Below are 21870 nucleotides of genomic sequence, written 5' to 3'. Positions count from 1 at the left end.
AAGGCGCCGCAAGGCGCCTTCTTTGCTTTCGTCCTGCGGCCGATCTTACTCGCCGGCGACCTTGGCCGGGCGCTTCACCGGATTGCGCAGGAACGCCGGCACGTTGTCGGCGAAGCCCGAACGCCCGCCTTCCGGTTGCCGCTGCTGCTGCGGGCGCTGCTCTCCGCGCGGCTGTTGCACGGGCTTGGCATCGGCCTGTGCGTTACGCGGCGGCCGGCCCTGGCTCGGGCCGGCACCATTCGGCTGCTGCTGCGGACGCGCTGCCCGCGGCTGCTCGCGCTGCTCGGGACGCGGCTCACGCGGTTGGCGTGCCTGCTGCTCCCGCGGTTCGCGGTGCTCCCTTGGCTCGCGATGCTCTCGCGGCTCGCGCGGTTGCTCGGCGCGCGCCTCGGGACGCTGCTCGCCCCGTTCGCTGCCATGTTCGCCGCCGCGCTCGCGCCGTTCACCGCCGCGCTGCGCGCCGCCACGGCGGCCCTTGTCGTCGCCGCGCGCCTGCGCCGGTGCGCCACTGCGCCCGCCACGCTCGCCGCGACCGCCGCCGGGACGCGCCCCGCGCCCGCCGCGTCCGCGCCGCTTCTTGCCGGCATCGGCGAAGTCCTGGTCCGACGGCGCCTCGCCGATCCACTCGACCGGCTCGCCCAGCATCTTTTCGATGTCCTTGAGAGACTTCAGCTCGTCGACCGTCACCAGAGACATGGAGACGCCCTCTTTGCCGGCGCGGCCCGTGCGGCCGATACGGTGCACGTAGTCGTCGGGCTGCCACGGCAGATCGAAGTTGAAGATGTGGCTGACGTCGGGAATGTCGAGGCCTCGCGCCGCGACGTCGCTGGCCGCCAGCAGCTTCAAGTCGCCCGAGCGGAACTTGTCGAGCGTTTCCATACGTGCCTTCTGATCCATGTCGCCATGCAGCGCGCCGGCCGAGAAGCCGTGCTTGACGAGCGATTTGTGCAGGATCGCCACCTCGACCTTGCGATTGCAGAAGATGATCGCGTTCTTGACGTTCTGGCTGGCGATGAGATCGCGCAGGACCTCGCGCTTCGCCCAGTCCTCGCCGTTGGCGCAGTACTGGAAGCGCTGGGTGATGGTCTTCGCCGTCGTCGCCGGCGGGGCCACCTCGATGCGCTCTGGATTGGTGAGGAACTGGCTGACGAGCCGCGTGATCTCGGGCGGCATCGTCGCAGAGAAGAACAAGGTCTGCCGGCGCGGCGGCAGCAGCTTGCAGATCTTCTCGATGTCAGGGATGAAGCCCATGTCGAGCATGCGGTCGGCCTCGTCGATGACGAGGATCTCGACGCCCATCAGCATGACGCGGCCACGCTGGAAGTGGTCGAGCAGGCGGCCCGGGGTGGCGATCAGCACGTCGACGCCGCGGTCGAGCTTCTTCACCTGGTCGTCCATCGACACGCCGCCGATGAGGAGCGCGAGCGACAGCTTGTTACCGAGGCCGTATTTCTCGAAGCTCTGCGCCACCTGGGCGGCGAGCTCGCGCGTTGGAGCGAGGATCAGCGAGCGCGGCATGCGGGCCCGGGCGCGTCCCGTCTCGAGGCGGGTGATCATCGGCAAGACGAACGACGCGGTCTTGCCGGTGCCGGTCTGGGCGATGCCGAGCACGTCTTGTCCGGTGACGGCAATCGGGATGGCAGCGGCCTGAATGGGCGTCGGCGTCGTGTAGCCGGCGGCAGATATGGCCGCCTGCACCTTGGAGCTCAAGCCGAGCTCCGCGAAGGTCTTGGGTTCCAAAAGTAAACTTCTCCGTCCTGCGTTCATGCATGCCCGCGCCAGCGCCTTCTATGGCGGCAGCGGGTGACGGAGCGCAGGGGGAGTTCGGGTATCGCCTGAGTTGGCAAAATGACAAAATGTCGGGCTCGAAAAGGGCTTTAGTCGAATAGCGAACCCCTGCGCTCGAGCCGACTGCTTGCTTACATATGTTCGCTAAAAACGCAAGAAAAACCGCGGGATGTGGCGTCGAGCCGCGGCTTTTCCTGCGTATATCTCGTCACAAATCAGTCGTTGTTGTCGATCAGGCACCGCCCGAGCAGGCCGCCCAGCACACCGCCGAGGATCGGGGCCACCCAGAACAGCCACAGCTGCGCCAGCGGCTCCCCCATGGCGATGACCGCCGTCGCTAGGCTGCGTGCCGGGTTCACGGAGGCATTATCGACTGGAATGGCCATGAGGTGGATGGCCGAGAGGGTGAGGCCGATGGCAATGGCGGCGAAGCCGGCCGGCGCGCGCGGGCCCGTCACGCCCATGATGATGAAGATGAAGAGGCCGGTGAGCACGACCTCGATGATGAAGGCCGACAGCATCGAATACCCCTCGCCACCATACATGTTGGAGGCGAAGTTGCCGACCTCGAACCCGCCGCTCTTGCCCGAGGCGATGACGTAGAAAACGATGGCAGCCGCTATGCCGCCAAGGCACTGCGCCAGGATATAGGCGGGGGCTTCGCTGGCCGCGAAGCGGCGTCCGGCGACGAGCCCCAAGGTGACGGCGGGATTGAAGTGTCCGCCGGAGATGTATCCGACGGCAAATATCATCGCCATGACCGAGAAGCCGATCGAAAGCGCAACGCCGACGATGCCGGCGATCGGAAACGAAAATAGTGCTGCACCGAGCACCGACGCGACGAGCATAAACGTGCCGATGAACTCGGCGGCGAGTGCCCTGTACCTCATGTCATCTCCCCCATTGCTGTATGTGCTTCCCGGTTGACGCACACGCAATCGGGTGGCACTTGCCGAAGCAGGACAAGGCACCGCGCGACAACTTTACTAATGCTTCGCAGGAACATTGGGCAACGGCTTGCGCTAGATTGCATCCTCTGCCGTAACCCCGATGCAACTTCGCCGCAGCAATTCGTTTGCCATGGCTGGGCGATTCACAGTTTGCCAGAATAGGTTGGAGAGATTCGGCGAACCGTAGAACTCAAATTCCGGGAATCGCACATATGGGAGCTCAAGACGCGGCGGCCGTCGTTTCGGCCGGGTCTGCACTGGACGAGCCCGCGCGTGGCCGACCGAATCGCCAATCCGGTGAGGTGGTGAACGCCTTAAAGGTGCGCGACAACGTCACCAACTGGTTGCACCTCGCGCGCATCTACGTCGTGATCGCCGCGTCCGTCGTCGGCGCCGTGTGGGTCATCGAGAGCGCCCGCGCCGGCGACATCTCCTGGTGGTGGACGCTTCCTTCGACGCTCGTCGCCATCGTCGCCATCGGCGCCTCGCAGCACCAGTTCGGCGGCGCGATCCACGAAGGCACGCATTACATGCTGTTCGCCAACCGCAAGCTCAACGAGCTCGCGTCCGACTGGCTGGCAGCGTTCCCTATCTTGACGACGACGTACCACTTCCGCCTGCATCACCTCGCGCACCACCAGTTCGTCAACGACCCGGAGCGCGACCCGGACATCAGCCAGCTGCAAGAAAGCGACCACTGGCTCGACTTCCCCATCACGCACGTCGAGATGGCGTGGAAGCTCATCAAGCAGCTCTGGATACCGAACCTCTTCCGCTACACGATCACTCGCGCCCGCTACAGCGCGCTGGGCCACGGCCACAACCCCTACGCCGACCCGGCAAACCCGGGCACCATCCGTCCGTTGCGCGCCGGCCTGGTCTTTGCCGTCGGCGCACCGCTCATCGTCATTCCGTTGACCGCCATGGGCTATGCGACCGCGGTGGCGATCATCCTGCCGCTCATGTGGGCGTTGGTGGTCACGATCCTCTACCTGCTCCCCGACCACCACTATCCGCGCACCCGCCTCTCACCGGTCATTCCGCTGCGCTACACGGGCATCGGCCGCGTCACGTATCTCGCCATCCTCTACGGCGCGCTGTGCGCGGTGCAGCTCGCCGGCTGGGGACCCGCCTGGGCCTACTTCGGCCTGCTGTGGCTCGTCCCCGTGTTCACGGCCTTTCCCCTGTTCATGATCCTGCGCCAGTGGGTGCAGCACGGCAACGCCGACCGCGGCCGCTACACCAATACGCGCGTGTTCCTCGCCGGACCGCTGGTGCGCTACGCCGTGTTCCCGTGGGGCATGGATTACCACTTGCCGCATCACATGATGGCGTCGGTGCCGCACTACAACTTGAAGAAGCTGCACGAGATCATGCTGCGCGATCCCGAGTATGCGGATAAGGGCGTGATCGTCGAAGGCTACTTCGGCCACCACGACAACGCGCACGGGCATCCGACGGCGATGAGCGTGCTTGGTCCTGAGCACGCGCCGAAGACGCGGTCGGCGGTTTACGTCGACAATGCCGCGATCGCGGACGCCGACATTGCCGACGCGGCCGGCATCGCGCGCGAGGTCGAGGCGTCGCTGCGCCGCGACTAGTGAGGTTTGCGCGGGGGGGGCAAGCGCTCCCGCCGCCGCGCCCACGCGATTGCATTCGCTCATCTGAAGACCAGAACTCGCGCGCCGGTACAGCGGCGCTTGACTTCGCCGCGGCTATTGAATAGCTATATGGCTATATAGCCGATGAGGAATACATGGCGCCCGCCGCTCAAGCCTCGCAGAACCTCGACCGCGTCTTCGCGGCGCTCTCCGATCCCACCCGCCGCGCCATCCTCGCGCGCCTGGCGCAGGGCGAGGCGACGGTGAACGAGCTGGTCGCGCCCTTCCGCGTCAGCCAGCCGACCATCTCGAAGCATTTGAAGGTGCTCGAAGGCGCCGGGCTCGTCGCCCGCGGGCGCAGCGCCCAGTTCCGCCCCGTGCGCCTCAACGCGGCTCCGCTGGCCGACGCCTCCGAGTGGCTGGGCGGCTACGAGCAGTTCTGGAGCGAGAGCCTCGACCGCCTCGACGACTACGTGAAAGTGCTGCAGCGAAAGGAGAAGCGTCATGCAGGTAAACGCCGTGGCAAGTGAGCCGGAAAGCCAACGCGAGGTCGTCATCACGCGGGTGTTCGACGCGCCCGCGCGGTTTCTCTTCGAGGCCTACTCGAAGCCGGAGCACATCATGCGCTGGTTCGGGCCGAAGGGCTGGCCGGTAACGCTGTGCGAGATGGACTTCCGCGTCGGCGGCAAGTTCCGCTTCGCTATGACCGGGCCGAGCGGCCGGCAGAACACGCCGTTCGGCGGGGAGTACCTGGAGATCGTGCCGAACAAGAAGATCGTCTACGACAATGGCTTCGAGACCAAGGGCGCCGGGCGCATGGTCGTCACGGTCACCTTCGACGAGAAGGCCGGCAAGACGACGCTCACCATCCACACGGTCTTCGAGAGCATCGCCATGCGCAACTCGCACGTGTCGCGCGGCTTCGAGCAGGGCACCAACTCCGGCCTCGACCAGCTGGGCGAGCTGGCGGGCGAGATGGCCCGGCGCGAGCAGGCCTGAAAAACGAAGAGACCGCGAGCGGGGCTGCCGCTCGCGGTCTCATTTCATTTCGCTAGGTAGTCAGCGCTTGGCGCTTACCACCACTTGAAGGCGCCGCCGAACGGTCCGTAGGGGGCGCCGCCGCGGCGCCGGCGACGGTCGTAGCCATCGTTGTAGCCGTAACCACCATAACCACCGTAGCCCCAGTAGTCGTCGTAGAACTCGGGCTTCGGCTTCGGGCGCAGGATGATGCCGCCCTGCGGCTCGCCGGAGAGCAGCACGATGAAGTCGGTCGCCTTGCCGGTCTCCTTGTGCGCGGCCTCGTCGGAGACGATCAGCGACGAGCCCGGCAGGACCAGCTCGGAGATGTGCTCGGCCGTCTCCTTCGGGATCTCGACGCGATCCAGGGCAGCTGTCGCGGCGGCAACGTCCGTCGGGATGCTCGGGACCGAGGCGTTGCGCGAAGCTTGGTTCATGCCGCTGCTCTTCTCCGGCTCGCCGGGCTGGCGTCCGGCGATGGAGACGACATTCCACTTCATGTCGCGGCCGCCCGGCTGATAGTCGACGGCGGTGAAGATGTGGGTGCCGATCGGCTGGTCGGGATCGCGGATCGTGACATCACCCTCGTAGATCTGCTCCATGTCCTGCCGGATATAGAGCTTCTTGGCCTTGAGGCTGACGAACACCGACACCGGCGACAGCTTGCGAAGGGCTTCGCGCGCAGCGCCGGCAACAGCCTTGTGCTCGGCGTCGGCCGCCTTGAAGGCTTCCTCGGCACGAGCCAGCTCCTCGAGCGCCGGCTTGTTCTCGGCGGTGACAGCCTCGAACTTCGCCTTGGTCTCGGCCACCTTGGCGATCGCCTTCGCCTTCTGGTCCTCGGCGCGCTTAGTCTGCTTCTCGGTCTTGGCGCGCGTGAGGTCCTTCTCGGTGCCGGCCTGCCATTCGACGGCATTCATGTAGGCGCGTTCGGCGCTCTTCAGCGCCTTCGCCGCGCGGGCGCTCTCACGCGTCTTTTGCTTGAAAGCGACGCGGGTTTCCTCGACCTTCTTCGCCAGCTCCTGGGCCTCGGCCGTCTTCGCCGCCGCCATTGCCTGCAGCGCGGCAGTACGCGTCGCGAGCTCCGGCGGGTCGTTCTGACCGCCGCCGTAGTAGCGGGTGTCCTTGCCCTCTTCGGTGGGCGCGAGCGTCTGCACGGCCGCCGGCGTCAGCACGGCGACGTTGTCGCGGAAGGGCTTGGGCTTGAACAGCACCGGGTGCGAGATGGGCGAGGGCGCCATGTTGTTGCGCGAGATGACGACGCGCATGCCGAGCTTGGTCTTGTCGAACAGGTTGTTGGCGAAGTCCTCGCGCAGGCGGACGCAGCCGTGCGAAGCCGGATAGCCGGGGAGCGCGCCGGCGTGCAGCGCGATGCCCGTCCAGGTGATGCGCTGCATGAACGGCATCGCCGCGTCGTCGTAGCGGTTGGAGTAGTGCTCGCGGTTCTTCTGCAGGACGGCGTAGATGCCCGGAGGCGTATCGTTCGGCGTCGCGCCGGTGGAAATCGGGCCCTGCATGATCTGGCCGTCGGCGTCATAAATCGTCACGCGCTGGTCACCCAGCGAAACGACCGCGAGCCTTGGCTGGCCAGCCTGGCGGTTGAGCTTCGGCTGCTCGGCGGGCGCGGCCTTCTGCTCCCTGTCGGGCTCGTCGTAGCTGTCGTAGCCGTAGTAGCGGTCCCTACGCGCGTCCGCCGGGCCGGCGAAACTCGCTGCCGCCAGCGCCGCAAGCGCGAGGACGGAAGGAAGGGAGTAGCGACGAGGCATCGCCGATAGTGACAGCATGTTGATAACCCTTAGAAAGCCCTAACCACTGATCTAACTAGAGAAATCCTAAACTCCGATTAGCGCAGTTGGATCCGCATCGGATGCGGCGGGGGGACGGTGGGGCGCAAACGCCCGCGGAAGCCACGAGGCTGCCTATACAATTTACATCGACGGTCAACTTGTTCAATTCACCGGCTTCCTAGTGGTATCCGGCGATACGGCTTTTTGCGGGACGGTTGCGGCGATTTAGGGGGCCCCAAGGCCCGCAGGCGAGGAGACGATCAACATGGTTGCTGAAGGCGATCACCTCGAGATCGGCTCGCTTTTGTTCGAGGGACTGGACCAGATCGACCTCACCGGGCCGTTCGAGGTCTTGTCGCGGCTGCCGAATTCCACCCTGCGTCTTTACGGCAAGACGCTTGCTCCCGTGCGCGACGTGCAGGGCCTGCGGCTGACCCCGGACGCGACCCTCGCGGAGGCGCCGCAACTCGACCTGCTGCACATTGCGGGCGGTTTCGGCCAGGAAGCGCTGATGGACGACGCCGAGACCTTGGGCTGGATCGCCCGCCAGGCGGCAGGCGCGCGCTGCATCTTTTCCGTCTGTACCGGTGCACTTCTCTGTGGCGCCGCTGGGCTCCTGCAGGGACGGCGGGCGACGACGCACTGGTCCGCCCACCACCTGCTGCCGCTTTTCGGTGCTGTCCCCGTGGATGCCCGGGTCGTGGTCGACGGCAAGCTCGTCTGCGCCGCCGGCGTCACGGCCGGCATCGACGGGGCCCTGCGCGTGGCGGCTGAGCTGCGCGGCGATGATGCGGCCCGTGCGATCCAGCTCTTCATGCAGTACGCCCCCGAGCCGCCGTTCGACAGCGGGTCTCCGGCCACGGCGCCGCCACACGTGCTGGAGGCGGCGCGCCGCGCGGTCGGGGCGATCACCCGCCAGCGCGAGGCGACGGCGCGCCGGGTGGCGCAGCGTCTTGGCATCCCGGCGTGAGCGACGAGGGTCAAAGGGAGCGTCTGTCGCCCGGCGAGGTCTTAGTAACCGCCTGGGTATATTGGTAGGTGATGCGCTCCCTTCACCTCGCCCGACTTTTCGCTGCCGTGCCGCTCATCGCCGCCGGCGTTGGTTTCGCGCTCGCCCATCCGGGCCACGAGCATAAGCCGAGGCGCCAGATTCTCGGCATCCACGGCTATGACCCGAAGGTCACGCCGGATGAAACCTGGGGCACCTACTGCGTCACCGAACTCGCGCCTTTTTTTCGCGAGGCGATCGCCATCAATGCCAAACGCGGGGGCGCCCCGGCGATGCAGCTCGCTGGCGCCGCCGCTCCGCCCGTTGCCGCTCATCCGGCGGGCGCGAAGCCGAAGATCACTGTGTTTCTGGCGAAGAAGTTCGTCACCATGGACCCGGGCTGGCCTGAGGCCACGGCGGTTGCCGTCATGGATGGCAAGATCCTGTCGGTCGGCGTCACCTTCGACGACCTGATGCCTTGGCTCGACAAATACCCATACGAAGTCGACGACCGGTTCAAGGACAAGGTTATCTATCCGGGCTTCGTCGAGGCTCACACGCATCCGGTCATGGGCTCGCTCGCCATCAGCCGGCCGACGCTCAGTCACTTCCCCGTTCGCAGTCCCTACGGGCCCGAAATCCCCGGCGTGAAGACCTACGATGAGGCGATCGCCCGGCTCAAGCAGTTCGTCGCCGACGCCCCATCGCCGGACGAGACGGTTCTCACCTGGGGCTACGACGTTCTCGCCATGGGCGAGGACTTCAACCGCAAGACGCTCGACGCGATCTCGATATCGCAGCCGCTGATCGTGTGGGACGCTTCCGAGCACAACGCTTATGCCAACACCGCCGCGATCGACAAATACGACATCACGCCGGAGAAGATCAAAGGCGTGATCGGCGCGGGCACCAATCCGGACGGCTCGTCGAACGGTCAGTTCCTCGGCACCGATGCCGCTCGCGTCCTGTTGCCCCAGGTTATCGCCGAGCAGATGCAGCCAGGAGCGGCGACGAAGAACCTGAACTATTTCGGCGCGCTGATGCAGCAGGCAGGCGTGACGACGGCCGGCGACCTCTTCTTCGGCGGCGTCGACATGGGCCTCGAGCAGGAGCTGTCGCGTACCTACTTTGCCACCGATGCATCGATGCAACGTATCGTGCACGTGGTCGACGGGTTCAGCGCCGGCAAAGCCTATGGAGCCGCGGCAGTCGACAAGGCTCTCGCCATGCAAGCGGAGTCGAACGACAAGGCTATGTTCAAGGGTGTCAAATTCTATGCCGACGACGCCTTCGTCAGTCTCAGCATGCAGATGCAGTGGCCCGGCTACGTGGACGCCGACAAGTACAAGGGGCTGTTCATGTATGCCTCGAAGGAGGATTTCGTCGCGGCCATGCGCCCGTGGTGGAATGCCGGCTTTCCAATCCACGTCCACTCGAACGGCAGCGGCGGCAACCAGGTCACGCTCGACGCGCTCGCCGCCTTGCAGGCCGAGAAGCCGCGCTTCGACCATCGCTTCTCGTTCGAGCACTTCGGCATCTCGACGGTTGCGCAAGGGCGGCGGGTCAAGGCGCTGGGGGCCGTGGTGTCGACCAATCCCTATTACGTCTACGAGCGTGCCGACCTGTCGATCCCCCAGCTCGGGACCGACCGCGCCTCGCTAGCGGCGCGCATGCGCTCGCTCGTCGATCAGGACATCGTCGTGTCGCTGCACTCCGACACGCCTGTCGGCATCCCGAGTCCGCTGCTCGAGGTGTGGACGGCGGTGAACCGCATTGGCTTCACCTCCGGCAAGGTGCGTGCGCCGGCCGAGCGCGTCGACGTTGCGCGCGCGATGAAGATGGTGACGATCGACGCCGCCTATACGCTGGGGGTCGAGGACAAGGTCGGGACCATCGAGGCGGGCAAGCTCGCCGACTTTGCGGTGCTGGACGACGATCCGCTGGCCGTCGATCCGATGCAGATCAAGGACATTCCCGTGGTGGCGACCATCCTCGGCGGCAAGGTCATCCTGACCGCCGACACCCGCCACCCGTGAGCTGTTCTTATGCGGTCGCCGGCGGCCCTAGGGCTCGGCGTTCCGGTGGCGCCAATCAGGAAATCGGACCGATCAAGCAGAAAACGAACTGGGAGCAGATCGCTGCTCCCAGTCGATGCGCCTCATTGAGCGCTAACTTGTTGCCCTACTTCAGCGGCGCCGGCGACTCCGGGCGGTCGAAGTGATAGTTGAAGCCGACGTTGACGGTATCGATTTCGACGTCGTGGTAGTTGCGGAACACATAGCCGACGGGCGTCGGTGGATCGGCGACCAGTGCCGTCTGGTGGCCGGACTCGGTGCCCAAGTCGAAGTGCAGATACTCGGCCTTCAGGCTGAGGTTCGGCGTGACGAAGTGCTCAATGCCGCCTCCGAGCACCCAACCGGAGAAGCTGCCCGTGCCGGTCTTTGAATACTCGATGCGCGTCGTTGCCTGCTTGGCCTCGCCCTCATAGTAGGCCCAGCCGCCCTTACCGTAGACGAGCGTCTCACCGAACGTGACGCCCAGTCGGGCCGTAACGTCGGCATAGAAACCACTGTCGAGCGTGAGGGCCTGATAGTGGGGCGACGGTGCGGCCGAAGGGATGCGACCTTCGCCGTCCGGGTCGATAAAACCCAGATCGCCTTCGATGCCAATGAGGAAACCCTGGTATTGAAGATTGTAGCCGGAGGTGAAGCCACCGAACCAGCCATCGACATCGTAGTTGAATGGACCGGGGTTGATTCCCGGGTCCGGAGCGTCGCGCACCTCGACGTCGCCCCAGGCGCCGCCAGCATGGGCGCCTAAATACAGGCCGTTCTAGGTTGAGTGCATATGATGCTGGCCAGGGCAGATCCAGAAAAAACCAAGCATGCTCAATCCCTTACGCTCTAGCGTCGAGGCGTTCAAATATCCAAATCCTGCGTGAAGCTTCCGGCTCCCCCAGTCAACGCTCGACGGCTTCACCCATGCCATAGGGAATTGTCTCGTGCTGCGATAAGCTACGCGGCCTGCACGGGGGTGGGGATGGGTACTACCGACGATCACAAAGCCAGTTCGGAGCCGGCACCTCTGCGCGCGCCCGCGCTGTCGGCCAGCGTCCACCCGGCGCCGTCGATCGGGCCGTTCGTGCCGCCCGATGGCGTGCCCGGAGCTATGACGCCGGTCAGCGAAGGGCGCTACCACGGCGAGCAGGGCATGTATCTCGCCGCCAGCGGCACGCTCACGCAATTCAATGCAATCATGGCCGCGCTGCTGACTGCGGCGTTGTCGCTCGACGTCTCACCTCCGGTGAAGGCCGTCATCGGGCTGGCGCTTGCCGGTCACGCCGCCGCGGGCTTTCTGCTCTGCTGGGCGGCACGCCCGATCGCGAGCGCCGACGGCGCGCCGCGCCTCACAGCCGACCGGCTTCTCCGCCGGTCACTCATCAACTATCGGCGCGGCTGGCGGGCCACCATGCTGGCACTGACCCTGTCGGCGCTCGCGCTTGCGGTGCTCGCATGGCAGCAGCTCGGGCCTGATCTCGCGGCGCTGCTACATTAGCGCCGCTCCGCCATCAATCACCCAGGTCGTGCGCGAAGGCGCATTCACCTTCGCCGATCGCGCTGACCTCCTGAAATTCAAACGCTGACACTTTAGTCACCGCTTGACAATCGCCCCGCGCGCATGGATACTCAAGTCCATGCTTAAGCATTCGCCCATCGATGACAGCTTTCGCGCCCTGGCCGAGCCGACGCGCCGCGCCCTCATTGAGCGCCTGACGCAAGGTCCGGCCAGCGTCAGCGATCTCGCCAAACCGTTCGCCATGACGCTCGCCGCCGTCGTGCAGCACCTGCAGGTGCTGGAGGCCGGCGGTTTCATACGCAGCGAGAAGATCGGCCGCGTGCGCACGTGCCGGCTGGAGCAGGGCGGTTTTGCACCGCTCGCTAACTGGATTGCTGCGCGGCGGATGCTGATGGAGCGGCGCTTCGATCGCCTCGGAGTTCTGCTCGCCGAAGAGGAAGCGGCGGAACAAGTGTCTAGGTCTGCCGCGAAACCCAAGAAACAACGTCGTCGTCGCGCAAAGGAGTAGGAATATGCCGAGCAGCAAGTCGACCGTCGCCGCATTGGACGAAGAGCCGTTCGTCGCGCACGGCTCGTTCTCGATCGAGCGCACCTATCCCGCTTCGCCCGAGCGCGTGTTCGATGCGTTTCGCGACCCGGTGAAGAAGCGGCGCTGGTTCGCGGAAGGCGTGGCCTGGAAAGTGTTTCAGTTCGACGTCGACTTCCGCGTCGGTGGCAGTGAGACGTCGCGCTTTTCCTTCCGCGACGGACCGGAGATCACCAACGACACGCAGTATCAGGACATCATCGACAACCGTCGCATCGTCATCACCTACCGCATGACGATTGGCGGTAAGCCGCTGTCCGTGTCGCTGGCCACGATGGAGTTCTTTCCCGAGGGCAAAGGCACCCGTGTGACCTATACGGAGCAGGGCGCCTATTTCGACAGCGCGGATTCAATCCCTGGCCGCGAGCACGGATGCACGGCGCTGTTGGCGCGCCTTGCCGACGAGCTGGAAAAATTCCCCTGATCGCAAGTTCCCGTCGGCGCGCTCTGAACCGGCGGACTCGCGACCGGCTCAGATATCCAAATCGTGGGCGAAGGCGGCGCGCTCCTGGATGAAGCGGAAGCGCGCTTCGGGCTTCGACCCCATCAGCGCATTCACCGCCTCGCCGATGGCGGTACGGTCGCCGTCGCCGATCTCGACCCGCAGCAATAGCCGCTTCTTGGGGTCCATGGTCGTCTCTTTGAGCTGCGGGGCATTCATCTCGCCCAGGCCTTTGAAGCGGGAGATGTCCACCTTGGCGCCCGGCTTGAACTCCTTGGCGATGAGTTCGTCGCGATGCTTGGGGTCGCGCGCGTAGACCGACTTGGCGCCGTGCGTGATCTTGAAGAGCGGCGGCACGGCCAGGAACAAGTGCCCATTCTCGATCAGCGCCGGCATCTCCTGATAGAAGAACGTGATCAGCAGCGAGGCGATGTGCGCGCCGTCGACGTCGGCGTCGGTCATGACGATGACGCGTTCGTAGCGCAGGTCGGCGTCGTTGTACTTCGTGCCGGTCCCGACGCCGAGCGCCAGGATGAGATCGGCGAGCAGCTGATTCTGCGACAGCTTGGCCGACGAGGCGTTGGCGACGTTGAGTATCTTGCCGCGCAGCGGCAGGATCGCCTGGGTCTCGCGCATGCGCGCGCTCTTCGCCGAGCCGCCGGCGCTGTCACCCTCGACGATGAAGATCTCGGTCCCCGCCGCCGTCTGGATGGTGCAGTCGGCGAGCTTGCCGGGCAGGCGCAGCTTGCGGGTCGCCGACTGGCGGCCGACCTCCTTCTCGCGCTTGCGCTTTAAGCGGTCCTCGGCCTGATCGATCGACCAATCCAAGAGGCGCGTCGCCTGCTGCGGGCTCTCGGTCAGCCAGTGGTCGAAGGCATCCTTCACCGCGGACTCGACGATGCGCGTCGCTTCCTGGGTGGCGAGCTTGTCCTTGGTCTGGCCCTGGAACTCCGGCTCACGGATGAACAACGAGAGCATCGCCGCCGCCGTGCCCATCACGTCGTCGGCGGTGATCTGCGGCGCCTTGCGATTGCCGATGCGCTCGCCGAACTCGCGCAGGCCCTTGGAAAGCGCCGAGCGGAAGCCGTTCTCGTGCGTGCCGCCTTCGGCCGTCGGGATGGTATTGCAATAGGAGCGCGAGAAGCCGTCCTCGTCGGCGATCCACGCCACGGCCCATTCTACCGAGCCGTGCTTGCCCTCGCGCTCGACGTTGCCGGCGAACAGGTCCTTGGTGACGCGCGTCTGCCCCTCGATCTCGGAGGCGAGATAATCTTTTAGCCCGCCCGGGAAATGGAAGACCGCTTCCGCCGGCGTCTCGTCCTTGATCAGCGAGGGATCGCAGCTCCAGCGGATCTCGACGCCGCCGAACAGGTAGGCCTTGGAGCGCGCCATCTTGAAGAGGCGCGCCGGCTTGAAGGCGGCGCCTTTGCCGAAGATCGTCTCGTCGGGATGGAAGCGCACCTTGGTGCCGCGCCGGTTCATGACCGGGCCGAGCTTTTCCAATTTGCCCTGCGGCAGACCGCGCGAGAACGCCATGCGGTAGAGCTGCTGTCCGCGCGCCACCTCGACCTCGCAGACGTCCGACAGCGCGTTGACCACCGACACGCCGACGCCGTGCAGACCGCCCGAGGTGTTGTACGCCTTGCCGTCGAACTTGCCGCCCGAGTGCAGCATGCACATGATGACCTCGAGCGCGCTCTTGGTCTTGAACTTCGGATGCGGATCGACGGGCATGCCGCGGCCGTTGTCGACGACCGACAGGAACCCGTCGGCATCGAAGCGCACCTCGATCCACGTGGCGTGACCGGCGACGGCCTCGTCCATCGCGTTATCGATCACCTCGGCGAACAGGTGATGCAGCGCCTTCTCATCCGTGCCGCCGATGTACATGCCCGGACGGCGGCGCACCGGCTCGAGGCCTTCCAAGACCTCGATGTCGGCGGCGGTGTAGGCGTCGGAGGCATCCGTCGTGCGGCGGGCGCGGGCCGTCTTGTCCGTCATGAAGCTTTCGATCGTTGCGAAGAGGTCGCGAACGGCTCCGGCCATGGATACTTCCCGTCGATGCGGCATGCCGTCCGGCACGAAACGCGGTGACGAGGGGCCGAGAGCGGCGAATCCCTGGTTTGTGGTTCCCGATGACCTCGCACGCGCCCCGGCCGCTTGGCAAGAGTGGCGCAATTGCCAACCGCGTCATGCTTTTGCACGGGGTGACGAGGTAAATGAACGTGCCTATATGAGGCCTGACGCGCCGGCCCTTGGCCGGCGAAATCGTTCCCCCACCAGTAGATAGCGCTTCCTGATGGCCTCCGACCCCCGCACCAGATCGACGGCGCGCGTCCCTGCGTCCACAAGCTTGCTGGCGAGCCTCGGCAACGAGCCGCGCCTGTTGATGGTGCTCACCGGAATGTTCTGGGCGGGCAATGCCATCGTGGCGCGCAGCGTTGCGGGCGAGATACCCCCCATCGGGCTCGCCTTCTGGCGCTGGGCGGTCGGCGCCCTGGTCGTGCTGCCGTTCGCCTGGCCGCACGTGCGCCGCGACGCCAAGGCGATGCTCGCCGACTGGCCGACCATGCTGCTCTTGTCGGCGCTGGGGATCTCGTTTTTCAACAGCGGACTTTATCTGGCGGCGCAGTCGACCACGGCGCTCAACATCGTGATGCTGCAGTCGGCGGTACCGGTGCTGATCGTTGCCGCGAGCTATTCCCTATTCCGCGACCTGGTGACGGCGCGCCAGGCGTGCGGCATCGCCATTTCGCTTCTCGGTGCGCTGACGCTGATCTCGCACGGCGACTTGGGCGTGCTGACCCACTTCGCGCTCAACACCGGCGACCTGTGGATGCTCGCGGCCAGTGTCAGCTATGCGGTCTACACGGCGCTGCTGCGCAAGCGTCCGGCCGTGCACGGGCTGAGCTTCCTGTTCGCCACGTTCGTCATCGGCGCGGCGCTGCTGCTGCCGTTCTACGTCTTCGAGAGCGTGCACGTGCGCCCGATGCCGCTCAACTGGCACGCGCTGGTCGCCGTCGGCTACGTGGCCGTGTTCGCCTCGGTCGTCGCGTACCTGTGCTTCAACCGCTCGGTCGAGCTCCTCGGCGCCAACACGGCGGGGTTAGCGGTGCACCTGGTGCCGGTGTTCGGCACCCTGCTGGCGGTTCTGCTCCTCGGCGAGCGGCTGCACGCCTACCACGCGCTGGGCATCGCCCTGATTGCCGCCGGCATCCTTCTGGCGACTCGCAAGCCGGCTTAGCCCGGCACGTTGTCGATGAGGCGGGTGGTGCCGAGCCACGCGGCGCCCAGCACGCGCAAGGGCCGCGCTCCGGCGTCGCTCACCACTTGCAGCGTGTCGGCGGCGCGCACGGCGACATAATCGACTTTCCTGAACCCGGCAGCCGCCAGCTCCGCCGCTGCCTCCTCGCAGAGCGCAATCAAGTCAGGCAGCTGATGCGCCTGCGGCGGCAGCGCCGGATCGCGCACCAGGGGGGCCGGGCGGGGCGCCTTGCCCTTGCGCGGTGCCCCGCCGCTCACCACCGCTTGCGCCTTCTCCGCCACGGCGCGCAGCACCCGATGGAGCGCCGGGGCGATGGCACGCTCCTCGGCCGACAGATAGACATTGCGCGACGACAGCGCGAGCCCGTCCGCCTCGCGCGTCGTCTCCACGCCGACAACCTCCAGCGGCATGTTCAGGTCGCGCACCATCTGCTTCACGACGCAGAGCTGCTGGTAGTCCTTCTCGCCGAACACGGCGATGTCGGGCGTGACCGCGCCGAACAGCTTGGCGCATACCGTCGTGACGCCACCGAAGAAGTGCGGACGGAAATCGCTCTCCAATCCTTGCGCGGCACCCGCCGGGGCGATGCGCGTGGCGAATCCCTCCGGATATATGTCCGTTGCCATCGGCGCCCAGACGAGGTGAGCGCCACCTGCCAGCTTGGCGAGATCGCCCCCCTCGTCGCGCGGGTAGCGCGCCAGATCCTCGTGCGGTGCGAATTGGCTCGGATTGACGAAAATCGACACGACGACTTGGTCGGCCAGCTCCCCGGCGCGCTTGACCAGGGTGAGGTGGCCGGCGTGCAACGCACCCATCGTCGGAACGAGCGCAATTTTGCGCCCTTCGCGCCGCCATGCACCGATGGCGTCACGCAAATCGGCGATTGAGCGCACTACGTCGGGCTGAGCCGCCACGGTCGGGCCTCTAAAAAAATGCCTCTGCGGCGGCAAGCTCTGGCGGTGCGCCGCGTTATCGTCAAGTGGCGTGCCTAAGCCTGCCACTCCGGCAGCACGCCGGGCCGCGATTTGCTACACTCAAGGTAAATCGAATCGCACAACGCGGCGCACGCATGAGGTCACCATGGTTGCTGTGAAGATGGCTGAAGCGATCAGCGACGTCGAGGAGCGGGCACGCCTCGTTCCCCCACGCGACGAGATCGCCGCCAACCATCTGATCGACGAGCAGCGGTTGCTCGACCGTCTGGTCGAGCGCGCCGTGTTCTCCGAGGACGAGCGCCGCCGGACGAGCGATCTGGCGCGCCGGCTCGTCTATGCAGCGCGCGCCGACCGCGGCAAGCATGCGGGCGTCGACGCTTTCATGCGCGAGTATGGCCTTTCGAGCGACGAAGGCGTCATCCTCATGTGCATCGCCGAGGCGCTCCTGCGCATCCCCGACACGGAGACCGCAGACGCGCTCATCGCCGAGAAGCTCTCCGAAGGTCACTGGGAGAAACACCGCGGCCACTCGGACAGCATGCTGGTCAACGCGTCAACCTGGGCCCTGATGCTGACGGGCCGCGTCGTCAAGCTGCGCGAGGCGCGCGGCGCCAACCCCATCGACGCATTGAAGCGCCTCGTCGCCCGCTCCGGCGAGCCGGTCATCCGCCAGGCGGTACGCCAGGCCGTGAAGGTGCTCGGCGACCAGTTCGTGCTCGGCCGCAACATCCGCGAGGCGCTGACGCGCGCCAAGGAGTACGAGGAGAAGGGCTACCTCTTCTCCTACGACATGCTCGGCGAGGCGGCGCGCACCCAGAAGGACGCCGACATCTACTTCGAGCGCTATCTCGCCGCGATCGACACCGTGGGCCAGTCGGCCGGGCCGTTCTCGACCATGCATTCCGACGCACTCTACGGCCGCCCGGGGCTGTCGGTGAAGCTGTCGGCGCTGCATCCGCGCTTCGAGCCCGGCAAGGAGGAGCGGCTCGCCGCCGAGCTCAGCCCGCGCATGCTGACGCTCGCCCGCGCCGCCCGCTCGCGCGGCCTCACCCTCACCATCGACGCGGAAGAGCAGGAGCGCCTCGATCCGACGTTGCAAATGTTCGCGACGACGCTCACCCACGATGCGCTCGACAACTGGAACGGTCTCGGCATCGCTGTGCAGGCGTATGGCAAGCGCGCCATCCCGACGTTGCGTTGGCTGCGGCGCCTCGCCGAGCGCACCGGCAAGCGCATCCCTGTCCGCCTCGTCAAAGGCGCCTACTGGGACAGCGAGATCAAATGGGCGCAGGAGCGGGCGCTGGCCGACTATCCGGTGTTCACGCGCAAGCTCTATACCGATGTCTCGTTCCTTGCCTGCGTGCGGCTGATGCTGAGCGACCAGAAGGCGTTCTATTCGCAGTTCGCCACGCACAACGCCTACGCCATCGCTGCCGCGCACGTCGCCGGGGGACCTGCGACTTTCGAGTTCCAGCGCCTGCACGGCATGGGCGAGCCGCTGCACAACGAGGTCGTCGGCGAGAACGGACTCATCAAGCGGCCGTGCCGCATCTATGCGCCGGTCGGCGACCACGAGGACCTGCTCGCCTACCTCGTCCGCCGGCTGCTCGAGAACGGCGCGAATACCTCATTCGTCAACCGCCTCGCCGACGACGAGGCGCCGGTGTCGGAGATCATCCGCGATCCCGTCGAGGCGGCACAGACGGAGATCGCCGGTACCACCGAAGCGCAGCGACTGATCGTGCGTCCGCGCGAGATCTACCTGCCCGAACGCCTGGCCGCGAGCGGGTTGCCGCTCACCGAGACGACGGCGCGGCATGCACTCTTCAAGGAAATGGGCGACGCGCTCGACGACGTCTACGAGGCGGGGCCGATCATCGGCGGCAAGGCGACCGTCGGCGGTGACACGGCAAGCCTCGTTACCTGTCCGCACGACCGCCGCGAGCGCATCGGGACTGTGCGCATCACCAACCTGCAACAAGCCAACACCGCGATCGAGCGCGCCACGGCTGCCGAGCGCACCTGGAACAAGGAGGGTGGGGCAAAGCGCGCGCAGATTCTCAACGCCGCCGCCGACCTCTTCGAGCGCGACAAGGCGCGGCTCATGGCGGTGATCGTCCGCGAGGCGGGCAAGACATTGGATGACGCGCAGGCCGACGTGCGCGAGGCGATTGACTATCTGCGCTACTACGCGGCCCAGGCGCGGCGCCTGTTCGTCGGCCCCGTGCAGCTGCCCGGCCCGACGGGCGAGCGCAACACGATTCTGCTCAACGGACGCGGCGTGTTCGCCTGCATCTCGCCGTGGAACTTCCCGCTGGCGATCTTCACCGGGCAGGTGGCGGCGGCACTCGCCGCCGGCAACGCCGTGCTGGCGAAGCCCGCCGAGCAGACGCCCATTACCGCCTTCCTTGCCACGCAGCATCTGCACGCAGCGGGCGTTCCCGGCGATGTGCTGCAGTTGCTGCCGGGCAGCGGCCGTCTCGGCGAGGCGCTCGTCAAAGACCCGCGCGTCAAAGGCATCTCGTTCACCGGCTCGAACGAGACGGCGTGGGCTATCCAGAAGGCGCTCGCCGACCGGCGCAACGCCATCATTCCCTTCATCGCCGAGACCGGCGGCCTCAACGCCATGATCGCCGACTCGAGCGCGCTGCCCGAGCAAGTCGTGCGCGACGCGGTACGTTCCGCCTTCAACAGCGCCGGGCAACGCTGCTCCGCCGCGCGCGTGCTCTTCCTGCAAGAGGACACGGCAGACCGCACCGTCGACATGCTGGTCGGCGCCATCCAGGCGCTCGATATCGGCGACCCGTTCGACTATGCGACCGACATCGGCCCCGTCATCGACGAGGAGGCGCAGGACGCGCTTGATGGTCACAAGATTCGAATGCAGCGCGAAGGGCGTCAGTTGGTCGACCTGATGCTGCCCGAGAGCTGCCGCGCCGGCAGCTACGTGACGCCCGCCGCCTTCGAGATCGACCGCCTTTCGATCCTCGATCGCGAGGTATTCGGCCCCATCCTGCACGTGGTGCGCTACGAGCGCGGCGCGCTCGACAAGGTGGTCGCGGCGATCAACGCCTCCGGCTACGGCCTCACGCTCGGCCTGCACAGCCGCATCGAGGCCGTCGCCGACTACGTCGCCGAGCACGCCCGTGTCGGCAACGTCTACGTCAATCGCAACCAGATCGGCGCCGTCGTCGGCGTGCAGCCCTTCGGCGGCGAGGGGCTGTCGGGCACGGGCCCCAAGGCCGGCGGCCCCCACACCCTGTTCGCCTATGCCTCCGAACGGGTGCGTTCCACCGATGTCACGGCCACCGGCGGCAACCTCGAACTCCTCACCGCCGCCACGAATACCGGGCGTTGAGGAGGGCGGGATATTGCGGCGCCGACCGCGGATCGCCATGCTGTAGGCGAATAGCTCGTCTGGGCTCGAGAAATGATCACGCGTAAGCCAGCCGCATCGACGCCGTCAGCCGGCGCGGACACCGCCCACGAGGTGCCGGCGCCGCATGCCGCCGGCGGCCTGCCGCAGCGCCCCTCCGCCTCCGACGCCGACGTCGCGGCTTTCATCGCGAAGATGCAGAGCGTCGCACCCGTCGCCACGGGCGAGCATGGCCGGCTGATGTTTGCCATGGACGCCACCATGAGCCGGGCGCCGACCTGGGACATGGCGCTTAGCCTGCAGGGCGAGATGTTCGCCGCGGTGAAGGAGGTCGGCGGCCTCGACGTGCAGCTTCTCTATTTTCGCGGCATGAACGAGTGCCGTGCCTCGAAGTGGGTATCGGACCCCGAAGCGCTGGCGCGGCTGATGCGCTCCGTCGCCTGCGAGGGCGGCCTCACGCAGATCGGCAAGGTGCTGAGCCATGCTCTCGACGAAAGCCGGCGCCGCAAGGTCAACGCACTCGTCTACGTGGGCGACAGCATGGAGGAGAACGTCGATGCGCTGTGCGCGCGAGCCGGCGAGCTGGCGCTGATGGGCGTGCCGGTATTCCTCTTCCAGGAAGGTGCCGACGCGACGGCGGCACGCGCCTACCAGGAAATTGCCCACCTCACCAAGGGCGCCTACTGCCGCTTCGACCGCGGCTCGGCCCGCCAGCTGCGCGATCTGTTGACCGCCGTCGCCGTCTACGCTGCCGGCGGACGCAAGGCGTTGCTCGCGCTGGGCGATCGGCAGAACGGTCAAGGTGCGCGCCTGTTGCTGGAACAGTTGAAGCCCGGAGCCGCGGGCGCCTGATGCTCTACCTTGTCCTCGGATTGATCGCGCTCGCTTTGGGGCTCATCGCAATGCGCAGTTTTGCGCAGGCGAACCCTGCCAACGTCGCGCGCCGCCTGCGCATCGGCGGGGGCGCGGTATCACTGTTCGCGGCCAGCCTCCTGATGCTGCGCGGGCTCGAGGTGCTCGCCATTCCGCTCGGCATGTTCGGCTCATGGCTCATCTGGGGCCGCACGCTGCCACCGTGGCTCGGGGGCGGCGGAAGTGCCCGGCGCTCGCCGGGGCAGACCTCGCGCATCGAGACCGATCACCTGGAAATGGAGCTCGACCACGATACCGGCGAGATGCACGGCCGCGTGCTGAAAGGCATGTTCGCCGGGCGCGACATCGACACGCTGAGCCCGACCGATCTCGGCCTCCTGTGGCAGGACTGCCGTCACACCGACCTGCGTTCTGCGCAGCTCGTCGAGGCCTATCTCGACCGCATCCATCCAACCTGGCGCGAGGACATGGCGCGCGGCGAATCCGACATGAGCCGCGGCCCCGATGGGCGGATGACGGAAAAGGAAGCGCTGGAGATTTTGGGATTGAAGCCGGGCGCCGACGAGGAGGACATCCGTCGCGCACATCGCGAGCTGATGCTGCGGTTGCATCCTGACCGTGGCGGCTCGACCTATCTCGCCGCCAAGATCAACGAGGCAAAGGACGTGGCCCTCGACGCGCTGCGCTGA

General features: G+C 66.5%; 18 protein-coding genes. 12 read left to right on the top strand and 6 right to left on the bottom strand.

Annotation, left to right across the window (positions count from 1 at the left end):
* Nucleotides 1-45: 45 nt before the first annotated feature.
* Together GIW81_RS05570 and GIW81_RS05565 are read right to left on the bottom strand one after the other, a co-directional pair.
* Entirely contained in the window at nucleotides 46-1740 is a 1695-nt protein-coding gene (locus GIW81_RS05570) for a DEAD/DEAH box helicase (RefSeq protein ID WP_154738306.1), read from the bottom strand.
* Between the two features lie 263 nt (nucleotides 1741-2003).
* Complete coding sequence (locus tag GIW81_RS05565; protein WP_154738305.1) at nucleotides 2004-2678, bottom strand: aquaporin; 675 nt, start codon at nucleotides 2676-2678, stop codon at nucleotides 2004-2006.
* 365 nt (nucleotides 2679-3043) lie between these two features.
* Between GIW81_RS05565 and GIW81_RS05560 the strand changes: the two genes are divergently transcribed.
* The 3 genes from GIW81_RS05560 to GIW81_RS05550 all read left to right on the top strand — a co-directional run bounded on the left by GIW81_RS05560 (nucleotide 3044) and on the right by GIW81_RS05550 (nucleotide 5338).
* Complete coding sequence (locus GIW81_RS05560; protein WP_195930403.1) at nucleotides 3044-4339, top strand: fatty acid desaturase family protein; 1296 nt, start codon at nucleotides 3044-3046, stop codon at nucleotides 4337-4339.
* A 155-nt stretch (nucleotides 4340-4494) separates the two neighbouring features.
* Complete coding sequence (locus tag GIW81_RS05555; RefSeq protein WP_154738303.1) at nucleotides 4495-4869, top strand: ArsR/SmtB family transcription factor; 375 nt, start codon at nucleotides 4495-4497, stop codon at nucleotides 4867-4869.
* Nucleotides 4844-5338 carry an SRPBCC family protein gene (locus GIW81_RS05550; protein ID WP_154738302.1) on the top strand — a complete coding sequence of 165 codons (495 nt, stop codon included), beginning with the start codon at nucleotides 4844-4846 and terminating at the stop codon, nucleotides 5336-5338. The genes GIW81_RS05555 and GIW81_RS05550 overlap by 26 nt, the downstream gene beginning before the upstream one ends.
* A gap of 74 nt (nucleotides 5339-5412) precedes the next feature.
* Here GIW81_RS05550 and GIW81_RS05545 read toward each other — a convergent pair whose 3' ends face one another.
* The gene (locus tag GIW81_RS05545; protein ID WP_154738301.1) at nucleotides 5413-7137 is read right to left on the bottom strand and encodes a L,D-transpeptidase family protein; all 1725 of its coding nucleotides are present in this window, start codon (nucleotides 7135-7137) and stop codon (nucleotides 5413-5415) included.
* A 268-nt stretch (nucleotides 7138-7405) separates the two neighbouring features.
* On the opposite strand from GIW81_RS05545, the gene GIW81_RS05540 reads away from it, so the two are divergent.
* Together GIW81_RS05540 and GIW81_RS05535 are read left to right on the top strand one after the other, a co-directional pair.
* Nucleotides 7406-8110 carry a DJ-1/PfpI family protein gene (locus GIW81_RS05540; RefSeq protein WP_154738300.1) on the top strand — a complete coding sequence of 235 codons (705 nt, stop codon included), beginning with the start codon at nucleotides 7406-7408 and terminating at the stop codon, nucleotides 8108-8110.
* Nucleotides 8111-8181: 71 nt separating this feature from the next.
* Nucleotides 8182-10164, top strand: coding sequence for an amidohydrolase (locus GIW81_RS05535; protein WP_229309084.1), 1983 nt, complete (start codon nucleotides 8182-8184; stop codon nucleotides 10162-10164).
* A 145-nt stretch (nucleotides 10165-10309) separates the two neighbouring features.
* On the opposite strand, the gene GIW81_RS05530 is transcribed toward GIW81_RS05535, so the two are convergent.
* Complete coding sequence (locus tag GIW81_RS05530; RefSeq protein ID WP_154738299.1) at nucleotides 10310-10954, bottom strand: outer membrane protein; 645 nt, start codon at nucleotides 10952-10954, stop codon at nucleotides 10310-10312.
* Between the two features lie 213 nt (nucleotides 10955-11167).
* Between GIW81_RS05530 and GIW81_RS05525 the strand changes: the two genes are divergently transcribed.
* From GIW81_RS05525 to GIW81_RS05515, 3 genes are all read left to right on the top strand, one after another.
* Nucleotides 11168-11683: a hypothetical protein gene (locus GIW81_RS05525; RefSeq protein WP_154738298.1), complete on the top strand. Its 516-nt coding sequence runs from the start codon at nucleotides 11168-11170 to the stop codon at nucleotides 11681-11683.
* Nucleotides 11684-11822: 139 nt separating this feature from the next.
* Nucleotides 11823-12212 carry an ArsR/SmtB family transcription factor gene (locus tag GIW81_RS05520; RefSeq protein ID WP_154738297.1) on the top strand — a complete coding sequence of 130 codons (390 nt, stop codon included), beginning with the start codon at nucleotides 11823-11825 and terminating at the stop codon, nucleotides 12210-12212.
* 4 nt (nucleotides 12213-12216) lie between these two features.
* Nucleotides 12217-12714, top strand: a complete 498-nt coding sequence (locus tag GIW81_RS05515; RefSeq protein ID WP_154738296.1) for an SRPBCC family protein — start codon at nucleotides 12217-12219, stop codon at nucleotides 12712-12714.
* A gap of 48 nt (nucleotides 12715-12762) precedes the next feature.
* Here GIW81_RS05515 and parE read toward each other — a convergent pair whose 3' ends face one another.
* Nucleotides 12763-14778: a DNA topoisomerase IV subunit B gene (gene parE, locus GIW81_RS05510; RefSeq protein ID WP_154738295.1), complete on the bottom strand. Its 2016-nt coding sequence runs from the start codon at nucleotides 14776-14778 to the stop codon at nucleotides 12763-12765.
* 253 nt (nucleotides 14779-15031) lie between these two features.
* Between parE and GIW81_RS05505 the strand changes: the two genes are divergently transcribed.
* On the top strand, nucleotides 15032-15976 hold the full coding sequence (locus GIW81_RS05505) for a DMT family transporter (protein WP_154738294.1): 945 nt from the start codon (nucleotides 15032-15034) through the stop codon (nucleotides 15974-15976).
* On the opposite strand, the gene panC is transcribed toward GIW81_RS05505, so the two are convergent.
* The gene (gene panC / locus GIW81_RS05500) at nucleotides 15973-16911 is read right to left on the bottom strand and encodes a pantoate--beta-alanine ligase (RefSeq protein WP_324614903.1); all 939 of its coding nucleotides are present in this window, start codon (nucleotides 16909-16911) and stop codon (nucleotides 15973-15975) included. The genes GIW81_RS05505 and panC overlap by 4 nt on opposite strands.
* Before the next feature lie 166 nt (nucleotides 16912-17077).
* Here panC and putA point away from each other — a divergent pair, with 166 nt between their 5' ends.
* From putA to GIW81_RS05485, 3 genes are all read left to right on the top strand, one after another.
* On the top strand, nucleotides 17078-20290 hold the full coding sequence (putA, locus tag GIW81_RS05495; protein WP_154738293.1) for a bifunctional proline dehydrogenase/L-glutamate gamma-semialdehyde dehydrogenase PutA: 3213 nt from the start codon (nucleotides 17078-17080) through the stop codon (nucleotides 20288-20290).
* A 75-nt stretch (nucleotides 20291-20365) separates the two neighbouring features.
* Complete coding sequence (locus GIW81_RS05490; RefSeq protein WP_407658191.1) at nucleotides 20366-21160, top strand: VWA domain-containing protein; 795 nt, start codon at nucleotides 20366-20368, stop codon at nucleotides 21158-21160.
* Nucleotides 21160-21870 carry a DnaJ domain-containing protein gene (locus GIW81_RS05485; protein ID WP_154738292.1) on the top strand — a complete coding sequence of 237 codons (711 nt, stop codon included), beginning with the start codon at nucleotides 21160-21162 and terminating at the stop codon, nucleotides 21868-21870. The genes GIW81_RS05490 and GIW81_RS05485 overlap by 1 nt, the downstream gene beginning before the upstream one ends.

This window comes from Hyphomicrobium album, assembly GCF_009708035.1.
Lineage (GTDB): Bacteria > Pseudomonadota > Alphaproteobacteria > Rhizobiales > Hyphomicrobiaceae > Hyphomicrobium_A > Hyphomicrobium_A album.
The sequence above is the reverse complement of the archived record's forward strand: the minus strand, read 5'-3'. Positions and strand labels throughout refer to the sequence as shown.

Bases quoted from the DNA above. Each gene is read 5' to 3' on its own strand.
- GIW81_RS05515 (WP_154738296.1), top strand. From the start codon at position 12,217: ATGCCGAGCAGCAAGTCGACCGTCGCCGCATTGGACGAAGAGCCGTTC.
- GIW81_RS05505 (WP_154738294.1), top strand. From the start codon at position 15,032: ATGGCCTCCGACCCCCGCACCAGATCGACGGCGCGCGTCCCTGCGTCC.
- GIW81_RS05545 (WP_154738301.1), bottom strand. From the start codon at position 7,137: ATGCTGTCACTATCGGCGATGCCTCGTCGCTACTCCCTTCCTTCCGTC.
- GIW81_RS05550 (WP_154738302.1), top strand. From the start codon at position 4,844: ATGCAGGTAAACGCCGTGGCAAGTGAGCCGGAAAGCCAACGCGAGGTC.
- parE (WP_154738295.1), bottom strand. From the start codon at position 14,778: ATGGCCGGAGCCGTTCGCGACCTCTTCGCAACGATCGAAAGCTTCATG.
- GIW81_RS05535 (WP_229309084.1), top strand. From the start codon at position 8,182: ATGCGCTCCCTTCACCTCGCCCGACTTTTCGCTGCCGTGCCGCTCATC.
- GIW81_RS05520 (WP_154738297.1), top strand. From the start codon at position 11,823: ATGCTTAAGCATTCGCCCATCGATGACAGCTTTCGCGCCCTGGCCGAG.
- putA (WP_154738293.1), top strand. From the start codon at position 17,078: ATGGTTGCTGTGAAGATGGCTGAAGCGATCAGCGACGTCGAGGAGCGG.
- GIW81_RS05485 (WP_154738292.1), top strand. From the start codon at position 21,160: ATGCTCTACCTTGTCCTCGGATTGATCGCGCTCGCTTTGGGGCTCATC.
- GIW81_RS05555 (WP_154738303.1), top strand. From the start codon at position 4,495: ATGGCGCCCGCCGCTCAAGCCTCGCAGAACCTCGACCGCGTCTTCGCG.
- GIW81_RS05540 (WP_154738300.1), top strand. From the start codon at position 7,406: ATGGTTGCTGAAGGCGATCACCTCGAGATCGGCTCGCTTTTGTTCGAG.
- GIW81_RS05525 (WP_154738298.1), top strand. From the start codon at position 11,168: ATGGGTACTACCGACGATCACAAAGCCAGTTCGGAGCCGGCACCTCTG.
- GIW81_RS05565 (WP_154738305.1), bottom strand. From the start codon at position 2,678: ATGAGGTACAGGGCACTCGCCGCCGAGTTCATCGGCACGTTTATGCTC.